Here is a 15,617-nt window from a genome sequence, read left to right on the forward strand (position 1 = left end):
AATAATAACCTGAATCGCTAAACTAATACGTGATAGTTCACCACCCGAGGCCACCTTAGAAAGTGCTTGCATTGGTTGACCTGGGTTAGTTGATACTAAAAACGAAACCATATCAAAGCCCATTGAGCTTGGCGCTTTATCGGTAGCTTGCTGAATATCAATCGCAAACTTGCCATTTTCCATCGATAAGTTCGCCATGCTATCGCTAATTAATTGGTTAAGTGTTTGTGCGTAACTATGACGGCTTTCACTTAATAATTGTGCTGCCTGTTTGTATTGCTCAAGCGCATCATCAATTTCACTTTCAAGCGCACCTAAACGGTCACTGTTATAACTGATTGATGCTAACTCTTCACTGATAGATTGATGAAACTCAACTAACTCTTCTGGTTTTATATGGTGCTTGCGGGCAAGGTCCATAATACCTGTTAACCGTGTTTCAACTTCATCTAAGCGAGCGGGGTCTAAGTCAGTTACATCGACATAACTACGAATTTCACGGCTTGCTTCTTCAACTTGTACAGCAGCCTCGCTAAGTAGCGCTGCAATGCTCGATAAACTTTCATCATAACTAGCAAGCTCAGCAAATTGCTGCGCACTGTGTTGTAACATTGAACAAGCACTTAGCTCGTCACTTTCGTATAAGTGTTGTAGCTCACGCTGGCATGACTCTAAGATAGTTTGGCTATGACTTAGTTTGTGATGCTCAGCTTCAATCTCCTCAAATTCACCCGGCTGTAAAGCAAATTCATCAAGTTCAGCCACCTGATACTCTAATAACTGCTTTTGAGCTGCTTGTTGCTGTTGCTGCTGCTCTAAATGATTAAATTCTTTGAGTAATGCTTGGTAAGCTTTGTAGCGCTCTTTAACATCAGTTAATAGCTGGTTGTGGCCTGCATAAGCATCAAGTAAATGTAATTGATGCTCAGACTTTAACAAGTGCTGATGGGCGTGTTGGCCATGAATTGAAATTAAATACTGACCTAACTCTTTTAATTGCGCAGCGGTTACTGAGCTGCCATTAATATAGCTTTTGCTGCGGCCATTTTTACAAATAACTCGACGCAGCAAACATTCACCGTCGTTATTTGAAAGTAAATGCTGTTCTAAAAACTGTTGGGCGAGCGGAAGTTGGCTAATATCAAACTCAGCGCAGATCTCTGCGCGTTCAGAGCCTGGGCGAACCGCAGCTGCATCAGCTCGTTCACCAAGGCACAATGATAGCGCGTCGATGGCAATTGATTTACCTGCGCCGGTTTCACCTGTAATGGCGGTCATGCCATTGTGCCACTCAGTACTCAAGTTACTGACGATGGCAAAATTTTTAATTTCTAACCCAATTAACATACTGTTTATCCATCCAGCTAATTAACTGTTAATTTATACAGTGTTTTTGGGTTTTGCAAATTAAATTTTAAACTTTGCTTAATTCTGCGTTCTGATTTTCTTGGTTTATGTCTTTTGGATTCGATGAGTTCAGCTCTTTTGCTTGTTCATCTGAGGGCATTGTCGGCGGCTGATACTTGATGACTTCAATTAGCGACGGCAAAGATTCCTGATAAAATGACTTGTTGTACTCGATGCCATTGTAAGGAAGTTCAGCCATGAAATATTGAAGGCGGTCAGCTAATTGATCTAATTCTTCTGGTGTCTGCGCTTTGCTCGCTTCCATTATGATGGTATTTATCAATAAATCACTGATGTATTCAAGGTGAGCAAGGTTTTCTTCATTATGAGCTTGAACAACAAAAAAGTTACTCGTAATTTGACTTAAACGCGAAACATTTTTCGGACGAATAAGTTTGCCTTCGCTAAAGTCAATCAACTTGCTTTTAAAGTCATTATTAATTTCTTTTACACGTTGGTTAAAACGTTTCTTTTCAGCCTCAATCGCTTTACGACGGTTGCTTTCAACCATCCAGTAACACCCTAGCAAGGTGATAAGTAATAACAGAGCAAGAAAAACGATATAGCTCATTTCGGTGAAGTATCCTTAAAAAATTACAGCATTAAGTATGATTATTTTGCGCTAATCAATCTGCCTTGGCAATTATTTAAGATAAAAATTGCTATTTAAAATAGCCGACTTCCCCAATTAAGTTTTTTTCTCAAAACATCATAGTAGGAATAGTCTTTAGGGTGAATTAAGCGCAAGTGTTTATCGGCCTTTTTGATAACCACTTCATCTCCGGGCAATACCGCCAAAACCACATGACTGTCGCAGCTTACTTGCAGACTGTCGGTATTTTCGAGGCTGAGCTTTAAGCGCACTTCGTTATCGGCATCAACCACTAGGGGACGACTTGATAAAGTATGTGGGAACATAGGTACTAATGAAATTGCGTTCAGCTCAGGTGTTAGAATAGGCCCGCCACCCGATAATGAATAAGCAGTTGAGCCTGTTGGTGTTGAGACAATTAAGCCGTCTGAGCGCTGTGAGAACACAAAATCGTTGTTAATAAAGGCTTCAAACTCAATCATATGGGCAACTTTATCGGCATGAAGAACAGCTTCATTAACCGCCAAATTCGCACTCTTAAGTTCGGCATGACGATAGACTTCAACTTCTAATAAAAAGCGTTTTTCTTCGATAAATTGTCCGCTCAGGACGTGTTCAAGACTTGCTTCAAAACCTTCTGGGTTTAAATCAGTTAAAAAGCCTAAGTTACCTCTGTTTACACCAATAACTGCAACATCAAAGCGCGCAAGAACGCGAGCAGCACCAAGCATGTTTCCATCGCCGCCAACAACAATGGCTAAATCTGCCCGTTCACCTAAATCAACTAACTTAACTAAGTTTTCGGCTGGTACGTTGTCAAGTTGGCGTCCAGTTCGTTGCTCGACGAGCACTTCAAAGCCTAAGGCAAGTAAAAAAGTATGAAGGCGTTGCAGGGTCGTGGCTGCGGCGCTGTGATTAGGTTTGCCAATCAAACCTATGGTCTTGAACGGTGAATCCATGTTAATTGCACTTAAACTTTCATAGCAATAGATTACATTAAAAATTAATGCTTTGAAAATAACTTGAAATAAACTTGCAGCGCCCAAATATCAAAGGTCAAGGAGCAAGATGTATTAATTATGAAATTAAATCCGCGTGACCAACAAATATTTTCAGCAGTAATGAGCCTTTATTGTAATGGTGAAGGGTTGCCTGTTGCTTCATCACGAATTGCTAAACAAAAAGGCATGGCTGTGTGCTCAGCTACGGTGCGTAATGCGATGGCACGTCTCGAAAAAGAGGGCTTATTATATTCACCTCATACATCTGCTGGCCGTGTACCCACCAATGAAGGGTTTGAATATTGGCTGTCAGAGTTTTTTGAGTTACCGCAAATTGCAACTTATTGGCAACCACAGCAAGCCCAGCTTGTTGAATTAGCTCATGGCTTGAGTCAACGTTACAAGGTCTGTTGTTGTGTTGGCTTGCCACAGGTAAGTTCACAACTGGTTTTCCGTGTTGAAGTACTTGATTTTGATGCTAGCAACTGGCTTATTTTGTTGCTTGATAGAGCAGGGCAAAGCCACAATATTTGTATCACTAAACCTGAGGATTCAAGTGATGCTGTGCGTTATCAATTTGCGACTTGGCTAAACACGGTGTTCAGTCAACAAACCCTGATGGAAGGATTGTATCGCATGAAGGCGATGGCCAACACTGCACCGCATAATTGTCATGATTCACTCACACAATGGACAAGACAGTTAAGTCAAAAACTGGGCTCTGATAATAGCATTGTGGTGGGCGAAAATTATCTTTATCGCCAAGTTGATTGCCAAACCAGTCTTAATATTGGCGTATCATTTTTAAATTTCGTTGAAGATAAGTTGGCATTTAAAAATGGTTTATCGGTTCTTAATACAGAACAACTACCATTTACTGATTGTGATGAGCTAATGGTTATCAGCGTTCCATACTTTAATAACCAAGAATATCAGAGTCGATTTTGTGTTATTTGTCCAAAATCAGCACAAATAGAAGCAATCATCCAAGAATTTGAGTTAATCGGCTCATCAGCCTCTTGAATCTTTTTATTCAATCCCCATAATTACCGCAGTTGTAAAGAATTGGAGCATGTAAGCTATGTCTGAGCAGACAAAATCACCAGAGCAAGAAGTTGAACTAAACGAAGAATTTGAACAAATGCAAGCGGATGTTGATGCAGCCGTTGAAGCAGCAGAGCAAGTTGAAGGCGAAGAAATGAGCCCTGAAGCAGAAATCGCGCTACTGCACAGCGAGTTAGAAGCTGCTAAGCAAACTATAAACGATCAAAAAGACAGTGTTGTTCGCGCTGCAGCAGATGTTGAGAACATGCGTCGTCGTGCCGCTCAAGATGTAGAAAAAGCACATAAGTTTGCACTTGAAAAGTTTGCCAACGAATTACTACCTGTTATCGATAACCTAGAGCGTGCAATTGAGTTTTCTGATAAAGAAAATGAACAGCTTAAACCTGTGCTTGAAGGTATCGAAATGACCGTTAAGAGTTTTAATGATGCGGTATCAAAATTCGGTGTTGAAATTGTTAATCCTCAGGGTGAACAATTTAATCCTGAATTTCATCAAGCAATGTCAATTCAGCCAAGCAATGACGTAGCACCTAACACTGTTCTTGCAGTAATGCAGAAAGGTTACACATTAAATGGCCGTTTATTACGTCCTGCAATGGTTATGGTATCGAAAGAAGCTGAATAAGCTTTAAAGAGATAGAAAAAATGCCTGTAAATTACAGGCATTTTTTTTATTAAAATTGTGTTCAAGATTTAAGTCGATTGGTATCGTTTTCGATGCCAAAGCTGTACAAGTAATATCAGTATCAGTGCGCTGAACATCATCGCAGAAAATGGAATAGCACTTTGTGGATGAACAAAAGCAAGGATAGGCCCAACTAAAGCACCACTACCGAATCTCAGTGTACCAATAACAGCTGTTGCAGTACCTGACTTTTCTTCAAATTGCATAAGAATCAATGAGTCTGCATTACTTGCTACAATACCTAAGCTCATCATTAATGGTGCAATGGTGGCAACGATGAAATATAGCGATAAATGCATCACACTGAATAATAACAATGCCCCGCCAGCAACAAAGCCAATGCCAAGGCCAATAAATAAAAGTTTACGAGAGCCTAAACGTGGCACTAAACGTGTATTCATAAAGTTACCGAACATTAAAGCCAACACGTTAAAAGCAAATAGCACACCGAACAATTGCTCATCTACTTTGAAGAAATCGAGATATACATAAGGCACTGATGTTAAAAAGCAAAAGAATGCGAATGAGGCAAACATAGAGCTGGCAATATCGGCAAGTGCGCTGCGGCGTGAAAATACCGTTTTATAACTATTGAAAAACAATGCTAAACCGCGCTGTTTACTTTTAAATATAGGAATATCGATCAGATGTATTTGGACTAAGGCTAAAATTGTAAAGCTATAGCCTGCTAGAACGATAAAAATAACCTGCCAGGTTGAGATGCCCATAATGAGTGAGCCAAGGGTAGGGGCTATCAGTGGAGCCACCATCATAATCATAGACACATACGACATACCTTTAGCAGTATTTTCGCGGTAAATATGGCGAATGATCCCGGGCACTACAACCGTCGCAGCAGCTCCGGTAAAAGCTTGAATGGCTCTTAAAGACCAAAACAATTCAATATTTTGGCAAAATGCCAGAGCCAATGAGCTAATACCGAATAAACTTAAGCCTACTTTAGCAAGTAGTCGCCTACCAAGCTCATCGGCAATTGGACCAAAAAACAACATGCCAAGGGCGTAACCTGCAAGATAAATGCTCAGTGAAATTTGCACATTTGGCATCGTCGTTTGCAAGTCGTTTGCAATTACCAGCATTGCAGGTAGGTATAAATCTATGGCAAGAGGGGTAATTGCAACAATACTTGCCAGTAACGGTAATAAAATGCGTTTATTTAAAATCTCTGGGGAAGGCATTGGTTACTCATTAATCGAAAGTTAGGTCACTATTGTAGCAGTGTGAACCCCTGTGGTGAACTTAGTTTGCCTGCTAAGTAAAAGAATTAACGAAAAAACAACAACTGATAATGAGGTCGTTCATTTTCATATAAAATTAAGCAATGCTTTGCTATATTAGCGATTATTGCACCAAGTATTTCAAGGATTCGTATGAAAAAGTTATTGATGGCAGTGTTAGCTACCGCTGTTTTAGCTGGTTGTAAAACCTCACCAACAGGACGCACGCAAATTGCGCTTTACTCTGATCAACAAATGAATCAAATGGGACAAGCCAGTTTTGCAGAAATGAAAAAAACGCAGCCTGTTAATAAAGACCCACGAGTTAATAGCTATGTTAAGTGTATTGCCGATGATGTAATTTCTGTACTGCCAAATGAGTATGCAAAACAGTCTTGGGAAGTTGTAGTATTTGAAGACGATTCTGCAAATGCATTCGCCTTACCGGGTGGTTATATCGGGGTTCATACTGGTTTATTAAAAGTAGCGGTAAACCAAGACCAACTTGCTACTGTTTTAGGTCATGAAGTTGCACACGTGATAGCTGAACATTCAAATGAACGTGTTTCACAGAATGCACTTTTACAAACTGGCTTACAAGTTGGTGGTGCGGCACTTGATATGGGGAATGTGCAATATCGAGGCGAAATCATGCAGGCTTTGGGTTTAGGCGCACAATATGGGGTGGTATTACCATTTAGTCGCTCACATGAATCAGAGGCAGATATTGTAGGTCTAGATTTAATGGCAAAAGCAGGATTTAACCCAGAGCAATCAGTATCTCTTTGGCAAAATATGAGTGCAGCAGGTAGTAGTGGTACACCCGAGTTTATGTCGACTCACCCAGCTCCGGGTAACCGAATTAAAGAGCTTCAAAAGCACATGTCAGATGCATTAAAAGCTCAACAAGCGGCTAGAGCGAAAGGGAAAACCCCGCAGTGTAAATTATGATCAATAGAGCAAAGGTTGAATATCAACATTTTGCCAATAATATTTTTTATTCTCATAAATACACACTTTTCCTGGGTAAGTTGTCTGCTCGATTGAAGGAGCGGATAGCTGCTCAGGAATACCACATTTTTGCGCCAGACTAACCATAGCTATACCCTCAATTAAAAGAGTAATATCTATATCTTTCCAATTACAATCATTTTCTTGGCAAAAACAGGCTTTTCCGTCGTAAGTAACTTGATCAAGTTTTGGCATTGAGTAAGGTTTTGGTAAACCGCATTTTATTGCAGGTTTAAGCTCAGTTGTATTGGCTAGGAAAGAAGTAGTTAAAGCTAGTAAGCTACTAATGATAAATGATTTATTCATGAGGTTCTCCTAAAATCTAACTGTAGAACCACGATCGAATGTATGTCAAATTTTACTCTAAAATTTAAAAAGCCTGTAGTTTAGATAACTGCAGGCTTTAATTTGATAACTAGCAACTAGCAACTAGCAACTAGCAACTAGCAACTCGTTAAAACGTCCACTCAACGTGAAGTTGTGGTACTGACTCAGTAGTGTCTGTACCTAGCTTGTTGTGCCAGTATTGCCACTCAAGACCTAGCAGTAGGGTATTTTCTTTCATGCTCATTGCATGACCTAAATCCCAAGTAATGATTGGCTGTGCTAAAATCCACGCTTTTACATCTTCACCAAATTCATTTTCACGTTCAGCGATGTATTCAACATGGCCTGTTACATTGAACTTTTGTGAGCCAATAGTAAATGGGTAACCCCATGCAACATCAATCATCCAGCTGTTTGATTCAGTTGGTGCGCCACCACGTGCTACGCCTTCACTGTCATCAATGTAAGCGGTGAATAGGGTAGATAAAAAGCTAAAGCCCGGAGCTTGCCAGTTCAATTTTACACCTGGTAAATACTTCAGTACTTTTGCGTCACCCGCTGCATTAAAACCTGCTGTTAAGCCTACATCGGCAATTGCGCCGTATGAAAAGTCATTGCCAGAGATTTTTGATAAGCTAAATGTTGAATACCACTCGCCATAAAAGTCTTTGTCTTGATAGCCATCTTGACGGTCGTCATTGCTGTAATCAATAAAAAAGAAGTTATCGCCATAGTCGTAACCAGAAGCGTGTTGCAATGAAACAACCGTGGTATTTGACTTAGTTAATGAAAACGGATTTTTGTGTTCACCGTTATTAACGTGTAATTGCGTAGAGCTCCAATTAGCGGCATAGCCTGAAGTACTTACTGCACATAGCGCAGCAACAGAAAGGATCTTTTTCAAGTTCATATCTCAATATTGATGGTGTAAAGGGTTATATACCCAAGCCACCTCAAGATGCAGAATTCAGCGTTTCACAGGTGCTTAATATCAAGGCGTTACTTTGCAACAATGGCAATCCCTTTTAAGAAGTAACAACGATGAGAGTAAGTGCCTGTGAAGCGCCCAAAGGGTTGGTTTAAAAGCGATTTATACTGCGTTATTGATTTTAACAATAGAACCACTATTACTTGCAATCAATGCCTTGCCTAAATCGCTTTTAATTCCAACTGAAACTCGCATCTTGAGGTGGTTTGGGTATATACAGGAGGATTATAGCAGATACGCCCTAAATTGGGCGTATCTTGGCAAAAATTATTTAACTTATGCTTTATTCCGACGTAAGCAAATTACCGCTACTGCAGTAAAAGCAAGAATAAAACAATAATAAGATGATGTTGATACTTCCCATGGGCTAATTTTAAAAGTAGCACCCAACAATAGCGCTTGTGCGCCATAAGGCAGTGAGCCTTGTGTTACACAAGCAAAAATATCAAGCAAGCTTGCTGAACGCTTACCTGTAATTTCGCCATCATCCGCTAATTTTTTAGCAATTGGGCCTGCAACAATAATTGATACCGTATTATTAGCAATACATAGGTTGCTGGTCATAACGAGGGCTGCAATCCCTAATTGATCAGCAACTTTACGGTGCCATTTAGCGATAACTTTAGTAATTGCTTGAATTTTGTTAGCAATATAATCAAGACCACCATTAATACGGATAAATTCTGAAAGTCCACCAATAAACATCGATAGCAAGAAAATTTCCTGCATATCGGTAAAGCCTTTATAAACATCTTTAACAAAACTCGCCCCTTCATAGCTGCCAGTAAAGCCCATGAGTGCAGCAAAGATAATACCGCTAAATAGCACCACAAATACGTTAAAGCCCATTACCGCGAGTACCAAGATAAAGGCATAAGGCAATACTAATAAAATATCGAAGTCTTGAGTTTCTACAGCTTCTGCAGTAGGTGTTAAGAAAAATAACAAACCGATTGTTAATGCTGCAGCAGGCAGTGCAATTTTTAAATTTTCGCGGAATTTATCTTTCATTTCACAGCCTTGCGTGCGGGTTGCAGCAATCGTTGTGTCAGAGATAATTGATAAGTTATCACCAAACATGGCACCCGATACAATCGTGCCTGCCATCAGTGATGGATCAATACCTGTTTTTTGGGCGACGGCATAAGCAATCGGACCAATAGCACCAATAGTACCCATTGAAGTACCCATTGCAGTCGACACAACAGCGGCGATTAAAAATAATCCCGGTAGTAATAATGCTGGCGGTATAAGTGATAAACCTGCATTAACAACGGCATCAACACCACCTGTTGCACCGGCAACCGCAGAAAACGCACCAGCGAGAAGATATATCAAACACATCGTGATGATATTGCTGTGGCCAGCACCTTTAATAAAGGTTTCAACACTGTGGTTGATGGTATTTTTATTTAAGATAAACGCCAGCATGATGGCAGGTAAAATTGCCACTGGAGCAGGTAATTGATAAAAAGCGTAATCAACACCTTGAGATTGTAAGTATAAGCCAGCGCCTAAAAATAAGCCGACAAACACCAAAAGCGGCAGCAAAGATAATTTTGCTTTTGTTTTATTAAATGATGGCTGCATCATATTCCTCGTTAGATAACCAATAACACAGCCAAAGACTTCTTTTAGCTGTATTTAGTTGTGTCTAAAAGACATCAACAGCGCCCGCAAGCCAAAGACCAAATCGGCGCAAAGGAAGAAGTTTAAATGTATAGATGGCTAAATGCAAAGACTATCTGTTATTATTGTTGTTATTTTATAAAACATAAACTCAGCATAAATTAGCTCAGTGTTTTTTATAAGCTAACCTGACTATTACATGAGTTTTCGATAAAATCTAGCCAGCTAATAAGAATAGGTAAGGTAATAGTATGAATCGTATAGGTGTATTTGGTGCAAACGGCCGTATGGGGCTGGCACTTTTAGAAGCTGTCACAAAAAAAGAAGATGCAACTTTAACGGGCGCGTATGTTCGTGACAACTCGCCACTTTTAGATATTGCCGTTAATCAATTAAACAGTGCCGCAACAGCTGATGTGTCATTTAGTAAAGAGTCAGATGTAAAAGATACTGATGTACTGATTGATTTTACCTTACCTGCAGGTATGCGTAGTCATTTAAAAACAGCCGTAGAAAAAAATATCGCGATGGTAATTGGTACCACGGGTCTTAATCAAGACGACATTGATGCTTTAAATGAAGCAGCAAAGCATATTCCGATTGTTTTTGCGCGCAATTATAGCGTAGGTGTGAATTTACTGCTTAACTTAGTGCAGACTGCGGCTGTGAAGTTTGGCGATGACATGGACATCGAAATATTTGAAGCTCATCATCGTCACAAAATTGATGCACCTTCGGGCACCGCGCTGGCAATTGGAGAAGCAATTGCTGAGGCAAAAGGCTGGCAACACGATGAAGTTGCACGATTTGACAGAAGCAATGACGAACATGCAAAATCGCAAAATGAAATAGGTTATTCGGTCATGAGAGGCGGGGATATAGTAGGTGAACACACCGCATATTTCGCAACTTCTGGCGAAAGGCTAGAATTAACTCATAAAGCAAGTTCAAGAATGACCTTTGCATTAGGAGCTGTAAGAGCTGCGGGCTGGTTGAAAAATAAACCAGCTGGACTTTATGATATGCAAGATGTGCTTGACTTGAAGTAGTTTAGTTTGATTTTTGGCAGTTTCAGCGAGTTTTTAGTTAATAGCGCTTATTTTTACTATTTTATTAATTAAGATTAGATCTACAAGCTAAATTACTGTAGAATAGCGCCAATTTGCCAAAAATTCATAAATGCGTGTTTCCAATCGCTATAAACGGGCAGTAGAGCAAATGACTTTACTCCCGTTTTTTACTGTTAGGAGGTTAACTTGACTAAATCCGCTCTGTTAGTCCTAGAAGACGGCACAGTGTTTCGCGGTACTGCAATCGGCGCTGACGGCATGTCAGTGGGCGAAGTAGTATTCAATACGTCTATGACTGGTTATCAAGAAATTTTGACTGACCCTTCATACGCGGAACAAATCGTAACTTTGACGTACCCACATATCGGTAATACGGGTACTAACAGCGAAGACGAAGAAGCGGGTCAAATCTGGGCTAAAGGCCTAGTGATCCGTGATTTGCCACTGCTAGCAAGTAATTTCCGTAACGAGCAATCGTTAAGTGATTACTTAAAAGAACGCAATATCTTAGGTATTGCAGACATCGACACTCGTAAATTAACACGTATCTTACGTGATAAAGGCGCTCAAAATGGTTGTATCATCGCGGGCGACGAGTTAGATGAGAAAAAAGCGCTTGAAGCTGCGCAAGCCTTCCCAGGCTTAAAAGGCATGGATTTAGCAAAAGTTGTCTCAACCAAGGAAAATTTTGAGTGGCGTGAATCAAGCTGGACATTAGGTTCAGGCTTTAAAACGCTAGAAGCAGCAGACGAGAAGTTCCACGTTGTTGCTTATGACTTCGGTGTTAAACGTAATATCTTACGTATGTTAGTAGACCGCGGTTGTAAATTAACCGTAGTGCCTGCACAAACATCAGCAGAAGATGTATTAGCACTTAACCCAGACGGTATCTTCTTATCAAATGGCCCTGGTGACCCTGAGCCGTGTACATACGCGATTGAAGCAATTAAAACTTTCCTTGAAACAGACACGCCAATTTTTGGTATTTGTTTAGGTCACCAATTACTTGCTCTTGCCTCAGGTGCACAAACAGTAAAAATGAAGTTCGGTCACCACGGTGGTAACCACCCAGTTAAAGATCTTGACCGCAATGTTGTTATGATCACAGCGCAAAACCACGGTTTCGCAGCTGATGAAGCAACATTACCAGCGAATTTACGTGCAACGCACGTTTCACTATTCGATGGCACGCTACAAGGTATTCACCGCACAGATAAACCAGCATTTAGCTTCCAAGGTCACCCAGAAGCAAGCCCTGGTCCACACGACGCGGCACCATTATTCGACCACTTCATCGATTTGATGCAAGCACGTTCAAACTAATTTAACCGGAGTAACAATGCCAAAACGTACCGACATAAAAAGCATTCTTATCTTAGGCGCAGGCCCGATTGTAATCGGTCAAGCTTGTGAATTTGACTACTCTGGTGCACAAGCGTGTAAAGCACTACGAGAAGAAGGCTATCGAGTTATTCTTGTAAACTCGAATCCTGCAACTATCATGACTGACCCTGAAATGGCTGATGCGACGTACATCGAACCAATTCACTGGGAAGTGGTAGAGAAAATCATTGAAAAAGAAAAGCCAGATGCAGTACTTCCTACTATGGGTGGTCAAACTGCATTAAACTGTGCACTTGATTTAGATAAGCACGGTGTATTGGCTAAACACGGCGTTGAGTTAATCGGTGCAACTGCTGATGCAATCGATAAAGCTGAAAACCGTGAGCGTTTTGACGCTGCAATGAAAAACATTGGTCTTGAGTGTCCGCGTGCAGAAATCGCTCACTCAATGGAAGAAGCACACGATGTACTAAGCCGCATAGGTTTCCCATGTATCATTCGTCCATCATTCACTATGGGGGGTACCGGTGGTGGTGTTGCATACAACCAAGAAGAATTTGATGAAATTTGTGAGCGTGGTTTAGATTTATCACCAACAAATGAGCTTCTAATCGATGAATCATTAATCGGTTGGAAAGAGTACGAAATGGAAGTTGTTCGTGACAAAAACGACAACTGTATCATCGTATGTTCTATCGAAAACTTTGACCCAATGGGTGTTCATACTGGTGACTCAATTACGGTTGCACCAGCGCAAACGCTAACAGACAAAGAATACCAAATCATGCGTAATGCATCGATGGCGGTACTTCGTGAAATCGGCGTTGAAACAGGTGGTTCAAACGTACAGTTTGGTGTGAATCCAGTCGATGGCCGTATGGTTATCATTGAGATGAACCCACGTGTATCGCGTTCATCTGCTCTAGCATCAAAAGCAACCGGTTTCCCAATTGCGAAAATCGCTGCAAAACTAGCAGTAGGTTACACCCTTGATGAGCTACAAAACGACATCACTGGCGGTAAAACACCAGCGTCTTTCGAGCCGTCAATTGACTACGTTGTGACTAAGATCCCACGTTTTAACTTCGAAAAATTCGCCGGTTCAAACGACCGTCTTACAACACAGATGAAGTCTGTGGGTGAAGTTATGGCGATTGGTCGTAACCAACAAGAGTCATTACATAAAGCATTACGTGGTCTTGAAGTAGGCGCAACGGGTTTTAACCCAATCGTTGCTCTTGATGACCCGAAAGCGAAAGAAAAAATCATCCGTGAATTACGTGAGCCAGGTGCAGAGCGTATTTGGTATGTAGCAGATGCAATGCGTCACGGTATGAGCGTAGAAGAAGTTTTCGAACTAACTAAGATTGACCCTTGGTACCTAGTGCAAATCGAAGACATCTTAAAAGACGAAGCAACAATCAGCGAAGTTGGTATGGCTGGTTTAAATGCTGAGTTCTTACGTAAGCTTAAGCGTAAAGGTTTCGCTGATGCGCGTATCGCAGAAATTGCTGGTGTCTCTGAAGCAGAAATTCGTAAAAAGCGTCACCAGTTAGATATCGTGCCTGTTTACAAGCGCGTTGATACCTGTGCTGCCGAATTTAGCTCAGACACAGCTTACATGTACTCAACATACGATGAAGAGTGTGAAGCGAACCCATCTGACAAAGATAAAATCATGGTAATCGGTGGTGGCCCTAACCGTATCGGTCAAGGTATTGAATTCGATTACTGCTGTGTTCACGCAGCATTAGCTTTACGTGAAGACGGCTACGAAACAATCATGGTTAACTGTAACCCTGAAACTGTTTCAACTGACTATGATACATCTGATCGCTTATTCTTCGAGCCAATCACGCTAGAAGACGTATTAGAAATCGTACGTGTTGAAAAGCCTAAAGGTGTTATCGTTCAGTACGGTGGTCAAACGCCGCTTAAACTTGCTCGTGCACTTGAAGCGAACGGTGTGCCAGTTATTGGTACTTCACCAGATGCTATCGACCGTGCAGAAGACCGTGAGCGTTTCCAACAATTAGTTGAGCGTTTAAACCTTCTTCAGCCAGAGAATGCAACAGTAACTTCAATGGAAGAAGCGATTGCAAAATCAGCTGAAATCGGTTTCCCACTTGTTGTACGTCCTTCATACGTACTAGGTGGCCGCGCGATGGAAGTGGTATATGATGAAGACGATTTACGTCGTTACATGACTGAAGCAGTATCAGCGTCAAATGAAGCGCCAGTACTACTTGACCATTTCTTAGATAACGCAATCGAAGTTGACGTTGATGCAATCTGTGACGGTGAGCAAGTAATCATCGGTGGTATCATGGAGCACATTGAGCAAGCAGGTGTTCACTCTGGTGACTCAGCATGTTCATTACCAGCGCACTCATTAACAGCTGAAGTTCAAGACGTGATGCGTAAGCAAGTGACTGATATGGCACTTGAGCTTGGCGTAGTAGGTCTAATGAATACACAGTTTGCTGTGAAAGACGGTAAAGTTTACTTAATCGAAGTAAACCCACGTGCTGCACGTACAGTACCGTTTGTTTCTAAAGCGACAGGTATCGCGCTTGCTAAAGTAGCGGCACGTTGTATGGCGGGTCAGTCGCTGGCGAGCCAAGGTATTACTAAAGAAGTAATTCCTCCTTACTACAGTGTTAAAGAAGTGGTATTGCCATTTGCTAAGTTCCAAGGTGTTGATCCAATCCGTGGCCCAGAAATGCGCTCAACGGGTGAGGTAATGGGTGTTGGTGAAACTTTCGCCGAAGCATTCGCTAAAGCACAATTAGGTGCAAGCAACACTTTACCACGCGGTGGTCGCGCGTTACTATCGGTACGCAACAGTGACAAGCCACGTATTGTTGAACTAGCTAAAACCATGACTGACCTTGGTTTTGAGTTAGATGCAACAGGTGGTACTGCTAAAGCCCTTGAAGAAGCAGGTATTGCAGTTCGTCGCGTGAACAAGGTATTCGAAGGCCGCCCTCATATTCTTGATAGAATTAAAAATGGTGAATACAGCTATATTGTAAACACTACTGAAGGTCGCCAAGCGATTGAAGATTCGAAGGTGTTACGTCGTGGTGCATTACAGCACAAGACAAACTACACAACGACACTGAACGCGGCATTTGCTAACTGTACTGCTAATCAAGCAGACGACCGTAGCAGTGTGACGTCAGTTCAGGAATTACACCAGCGAATGAACTAAGGAAATGTGCCAAGGGTGATACATTCACCCTTGGATTAAGTGAGAA

At 41.3% G+C, this 15,617-nt stretch carries 13 protein-coding genes; 6 read left to right on the forward strand and 7 right to left on the reverse strand.

Translation table 11 applies throughout. The annotated features are described in order from the left end of the window. The 3 genes from recN to nadK all read right to left on the reverse strand — a co-directional run. The coding region (gene recN / locus L1267_RS05645; protein ID WP_235382324.1) for a DNA repair protein RecN at nucleotides 1-1,347 on the reverse strand (1,347 nt) is incomplete at its 3' end. Nucleotides 1,348-1,414: 67 nt separating this feature from the next. Beyond that, complete coding sequence (locus tag L1267_RS05650) at nucleotides 1,415-1,978, reverse strand: hypothetical protein (protein ID WP_135924246.1); 564 nt, start codon at nucleotides 1,976-1,978, stop codon at nucleotides 1,415-1,417. Between the two features lie 95 nt (nucleotides 1,979-2,073). After that, nucleotides 2,074-2,958 carry an NAD(+) kinase gene (nadK, locus tag L1267_RS05655; protein ID WP_135924247.1) on the reverse strand — a complete coding sequence of 295 codons (885 nt, stop codon included), beginning with the start codon at nucleotides 2,956-2,958 and terminating at the stop codon, nucleotides 2,074-2,076. 120 nt (nucleotides 2,959-3,078) lie between these two features. On the opposite strand from nadK, the gene L1267_RS05660 reads away from it, so the two are divergent. Beyond that, entirely contained in the window at nucleotides 3,079-4,023 is a 945-nt protein-coding gene (locus L1267_RS05660) for an HrcA family transcriptional regulator (protein ID WP_235382325.1), read from the forward strand. Between the two features lie 58 nt (nucleotides 4,024-4,081). After that, nucleotides 4,082-4,690, forward strand: a complete 609-nt coding sequence (grpE, locus tag L1267_RS05665) for a nucleotide exchange factor GrpE (RefSeq protein ID WP_135924249.1) — start codon at nucleotides 4,082-4,084, stop codon at nucleotides 4,688-4,690. A gap of 68 nt (nucleotides 4,691-4,758) precedes the next feature. On the opposite strand, the gene L1267_RS05670 is transcribed toward grpE, so the two are convergent. After that, nucleotides 4,759-5,949 carry a Bcr/CflA family efflux MFS transporter gene (locus L1267_RS05670; protein ID WP_235382326.1) on the reverse strand — a complete coding sequence of 397 codons (1,191 nt, stop codon included), beginning with the start codon at nucleotides 5,947-5,949 and terminating at the stop codon, nucleotides 4,759-4,761. A 192-nt stretch (nucleotides 5,950-6,141) separates the two neighbouring features. Between L1267_RS05670 and L1267_RS05675 the strand changes: the two genes are divergently transcribed. Continuing rightward, on the forward strand, nucleotides 6,142-6,939 hold the full coding sequence (locus L1267_RS05675) for a M48 family metallopeptidase (protein ID WP_135924251.1): 798 nt from the start codon (nucleotides 6,142-6,144) through the stop codon (nucleotides 6,937-6,939). Here the strand turns inward: L1267_RS05675 and L1267_RS05680 are convergent, their stop codons facing one another. The 3 genes from L1267_RS05680 to L1267_RS05690 form a co-directional block, all read right to left on the reverse strand. Continuing rightward, nucleotides 6,940-7,305, reverse strand: a complete 366-nt coding sequence (locus tag L1267_RS05680; RefSeq protein ID WP_138557657.1) for a hypothetical protein — start codon at nucleotides 7,303-7,305, stop codon at nucleotides 6,940-6,942. It lies immediately after the preceding gene. A 148-nt stretch (nucleotides 7,306-7,453) separates the two neighbouring features. Next, nucleotides 7,454-8,236 carry an outer membrane protein OmpK gene (locus L1267_RS05685; protein WP_235382327.1) on the reverse strand — a complete coding sequence of 261 codons (783 nt, stop codon included), beginning with the start codon at nucleotides 8,234-8,236 and terminating at the stop codon, nucleotides 7,454-7,456. Between the two features lie 354 nt (nucleotides 8,237-8,590). Continuing rightward, nucleotides 8,591-9,904: a Na+/H+ antiporter NhaC family protein gene (locus tag L1267_RS05690; RefSeq protein ID WP_235382328.1), complete on the reverse strand. Its 1,314-nt coding sequence runs from the start codon at nucleotides 9,902-9,904 to the stop codon at nucleotides 8,591-8,593. Nucleotides 9,905-10,194: 290 nt separating this feature from the next. On the opposite strand from L1267_RS05690, the gene dapB reads away from it, so the two are divergent. The 3 genes from dapB (at nucleotide 10,195) to carB (ending at nucleotide 15,571) form a co-directional block, all read left to right on the forward strand. Further along, a complete protein-coding gene (gene dapB / locus L1267_RS05695) occupies nucleotides 10,195-10,992 on the forward strand; it encodes a 4-hydroxy-tetrahydrodipicolinate reductase (RefSeq protein WP_135924254.1) in 798 nt (265 codons plus the stop codon). Nucleotides 10,993-11,199: 207 nt separating this feature from the next. After that, nucleotides 11,200-12,336 carry a glutamine-hydrolyzing carbamoyl-phosphate synthase small subunit gene (carA, locus tag L1267_RS05700; RefSeq protein ID WP_130151430.1) on the forward strand — a complete coding sequence of 379 codons (1,137 nt, stop codon included), beginning with the start codon at nucleotides 11,200-11,202 and terminating at the stop codon, nucleotides 12,334-12,336. A gap of 16 nt (nucleotides 12,337-12,352) precedes the next feature. After that, nucleotides 12,353-15,571 carry a carbamoyl-phosphate synthase large subunit gene (gene carB, locus L1267_RS05705; protein WP_135924256.1) on the forward strand — a complete coding sequence of 1,073 codons (3,219 nt, stop codon included), beginning with the start codon at nucleotides 12,353-12,355 and terminating at the stop codon, nucleotides 15,569-15,571. The last annotated feature ends 46 nt before the right edge of the window (nucleotides 15,572-15,617 follow it).

It is taken from the genome of Pseudoalteromonas sp. OFAV1, from assembly GCF_021532595.1.
In the GTDB taxonomy this organism is placed as follows: Bacteria; Pseudomonadota; Gammaproteobacteria; order Enterobacterales; family Alteromonadaceae; genus Pseudoalteromonas; species Pseudoalteromonas lipolytica_C.

What these genes read in the sequence shown, in the direction of transcription:
- L1267_RS05675 (WP_135924251.1), top strand. Translation starts at nt 6,142, where the DNA reads ATGAAAAAGTTATTGATGGCAGTGTTAGCTACCGCTGTTTTAGCTGGT.
- dapB (WP_135924254.1), top strand. Translation starts at nt 10,195, where the DNA reads ATGAATCGTATAGGTGTATTTGGTGCAAACGGCCGTATGGGGCTGGCA.
- L1267_RS05690 (WP_235382328.1), bottom strand. Translation starts at nt 9,904, where the DNA reads ATGCAGCCATCATTTAATAAAACAAAAGCAAAATTATCTTTGCTGCCG.
- grpE (WP_135924249.1), top strand. Translation starts at nt 4,082, where the DNA reads ATGTCTGAGCAGACAAAATCACCAGAGCAAGAAGTTGAACTAAACGAA.
- carB (WP_135924256.1), top strand. Translation starts at nt 12,353, where the DNA reads ATGCCAAAACGTACCGACATAAAAAGCATTCTTATCTTAGGCGCAGGC.
- L1267_RS05650 (WP_135924246.1), bottom strand. Translation starts at nt 1,978, where the DNA reads ATGAGCTATATCGTTTTTCTTGCTCTGTTATTACTTATCACCTTGCTA.
- nadK (WP_135924247.1), bottom strand. Translation starts at nt 2,958, where the DNA reads ATGGATTCACCGTTCAAGACCATAGGTTTGATTGGCAAACCTAATCAC.
- L1267_RS05680 (WP_138557657.1), bottom strand. Translation starts at nt 7,305, where the DNA reads ATGAATAAATCATTTATCATTAGTAGCTTACTAGCTTTAACTACTTCT.
- L1267_RS05670 (WP_235382326.1), bottom strand. Translation starts at nt 5,949, where the DNA reads ATGCCTTCCCCAGAGATTTTAAATAAACGCATTTTATTACCGTTACTG.
- L1267_RS05660 (WP_235382325.1), top strand. Translation starts at nt 3,079, where the DNA reads ATGAAATTAAATCCGCGTGACCAACAAATATTTTCAGCAGTAATGAGC.
- L1267_RS05685 (WP_235382327.1), bottom strand. Translation starts at nt 8,236, where the DNA reads ATGAACTTGAAAAAGATCCTTTCTGTTGCTGCGCTATGTGCAGTAAGT.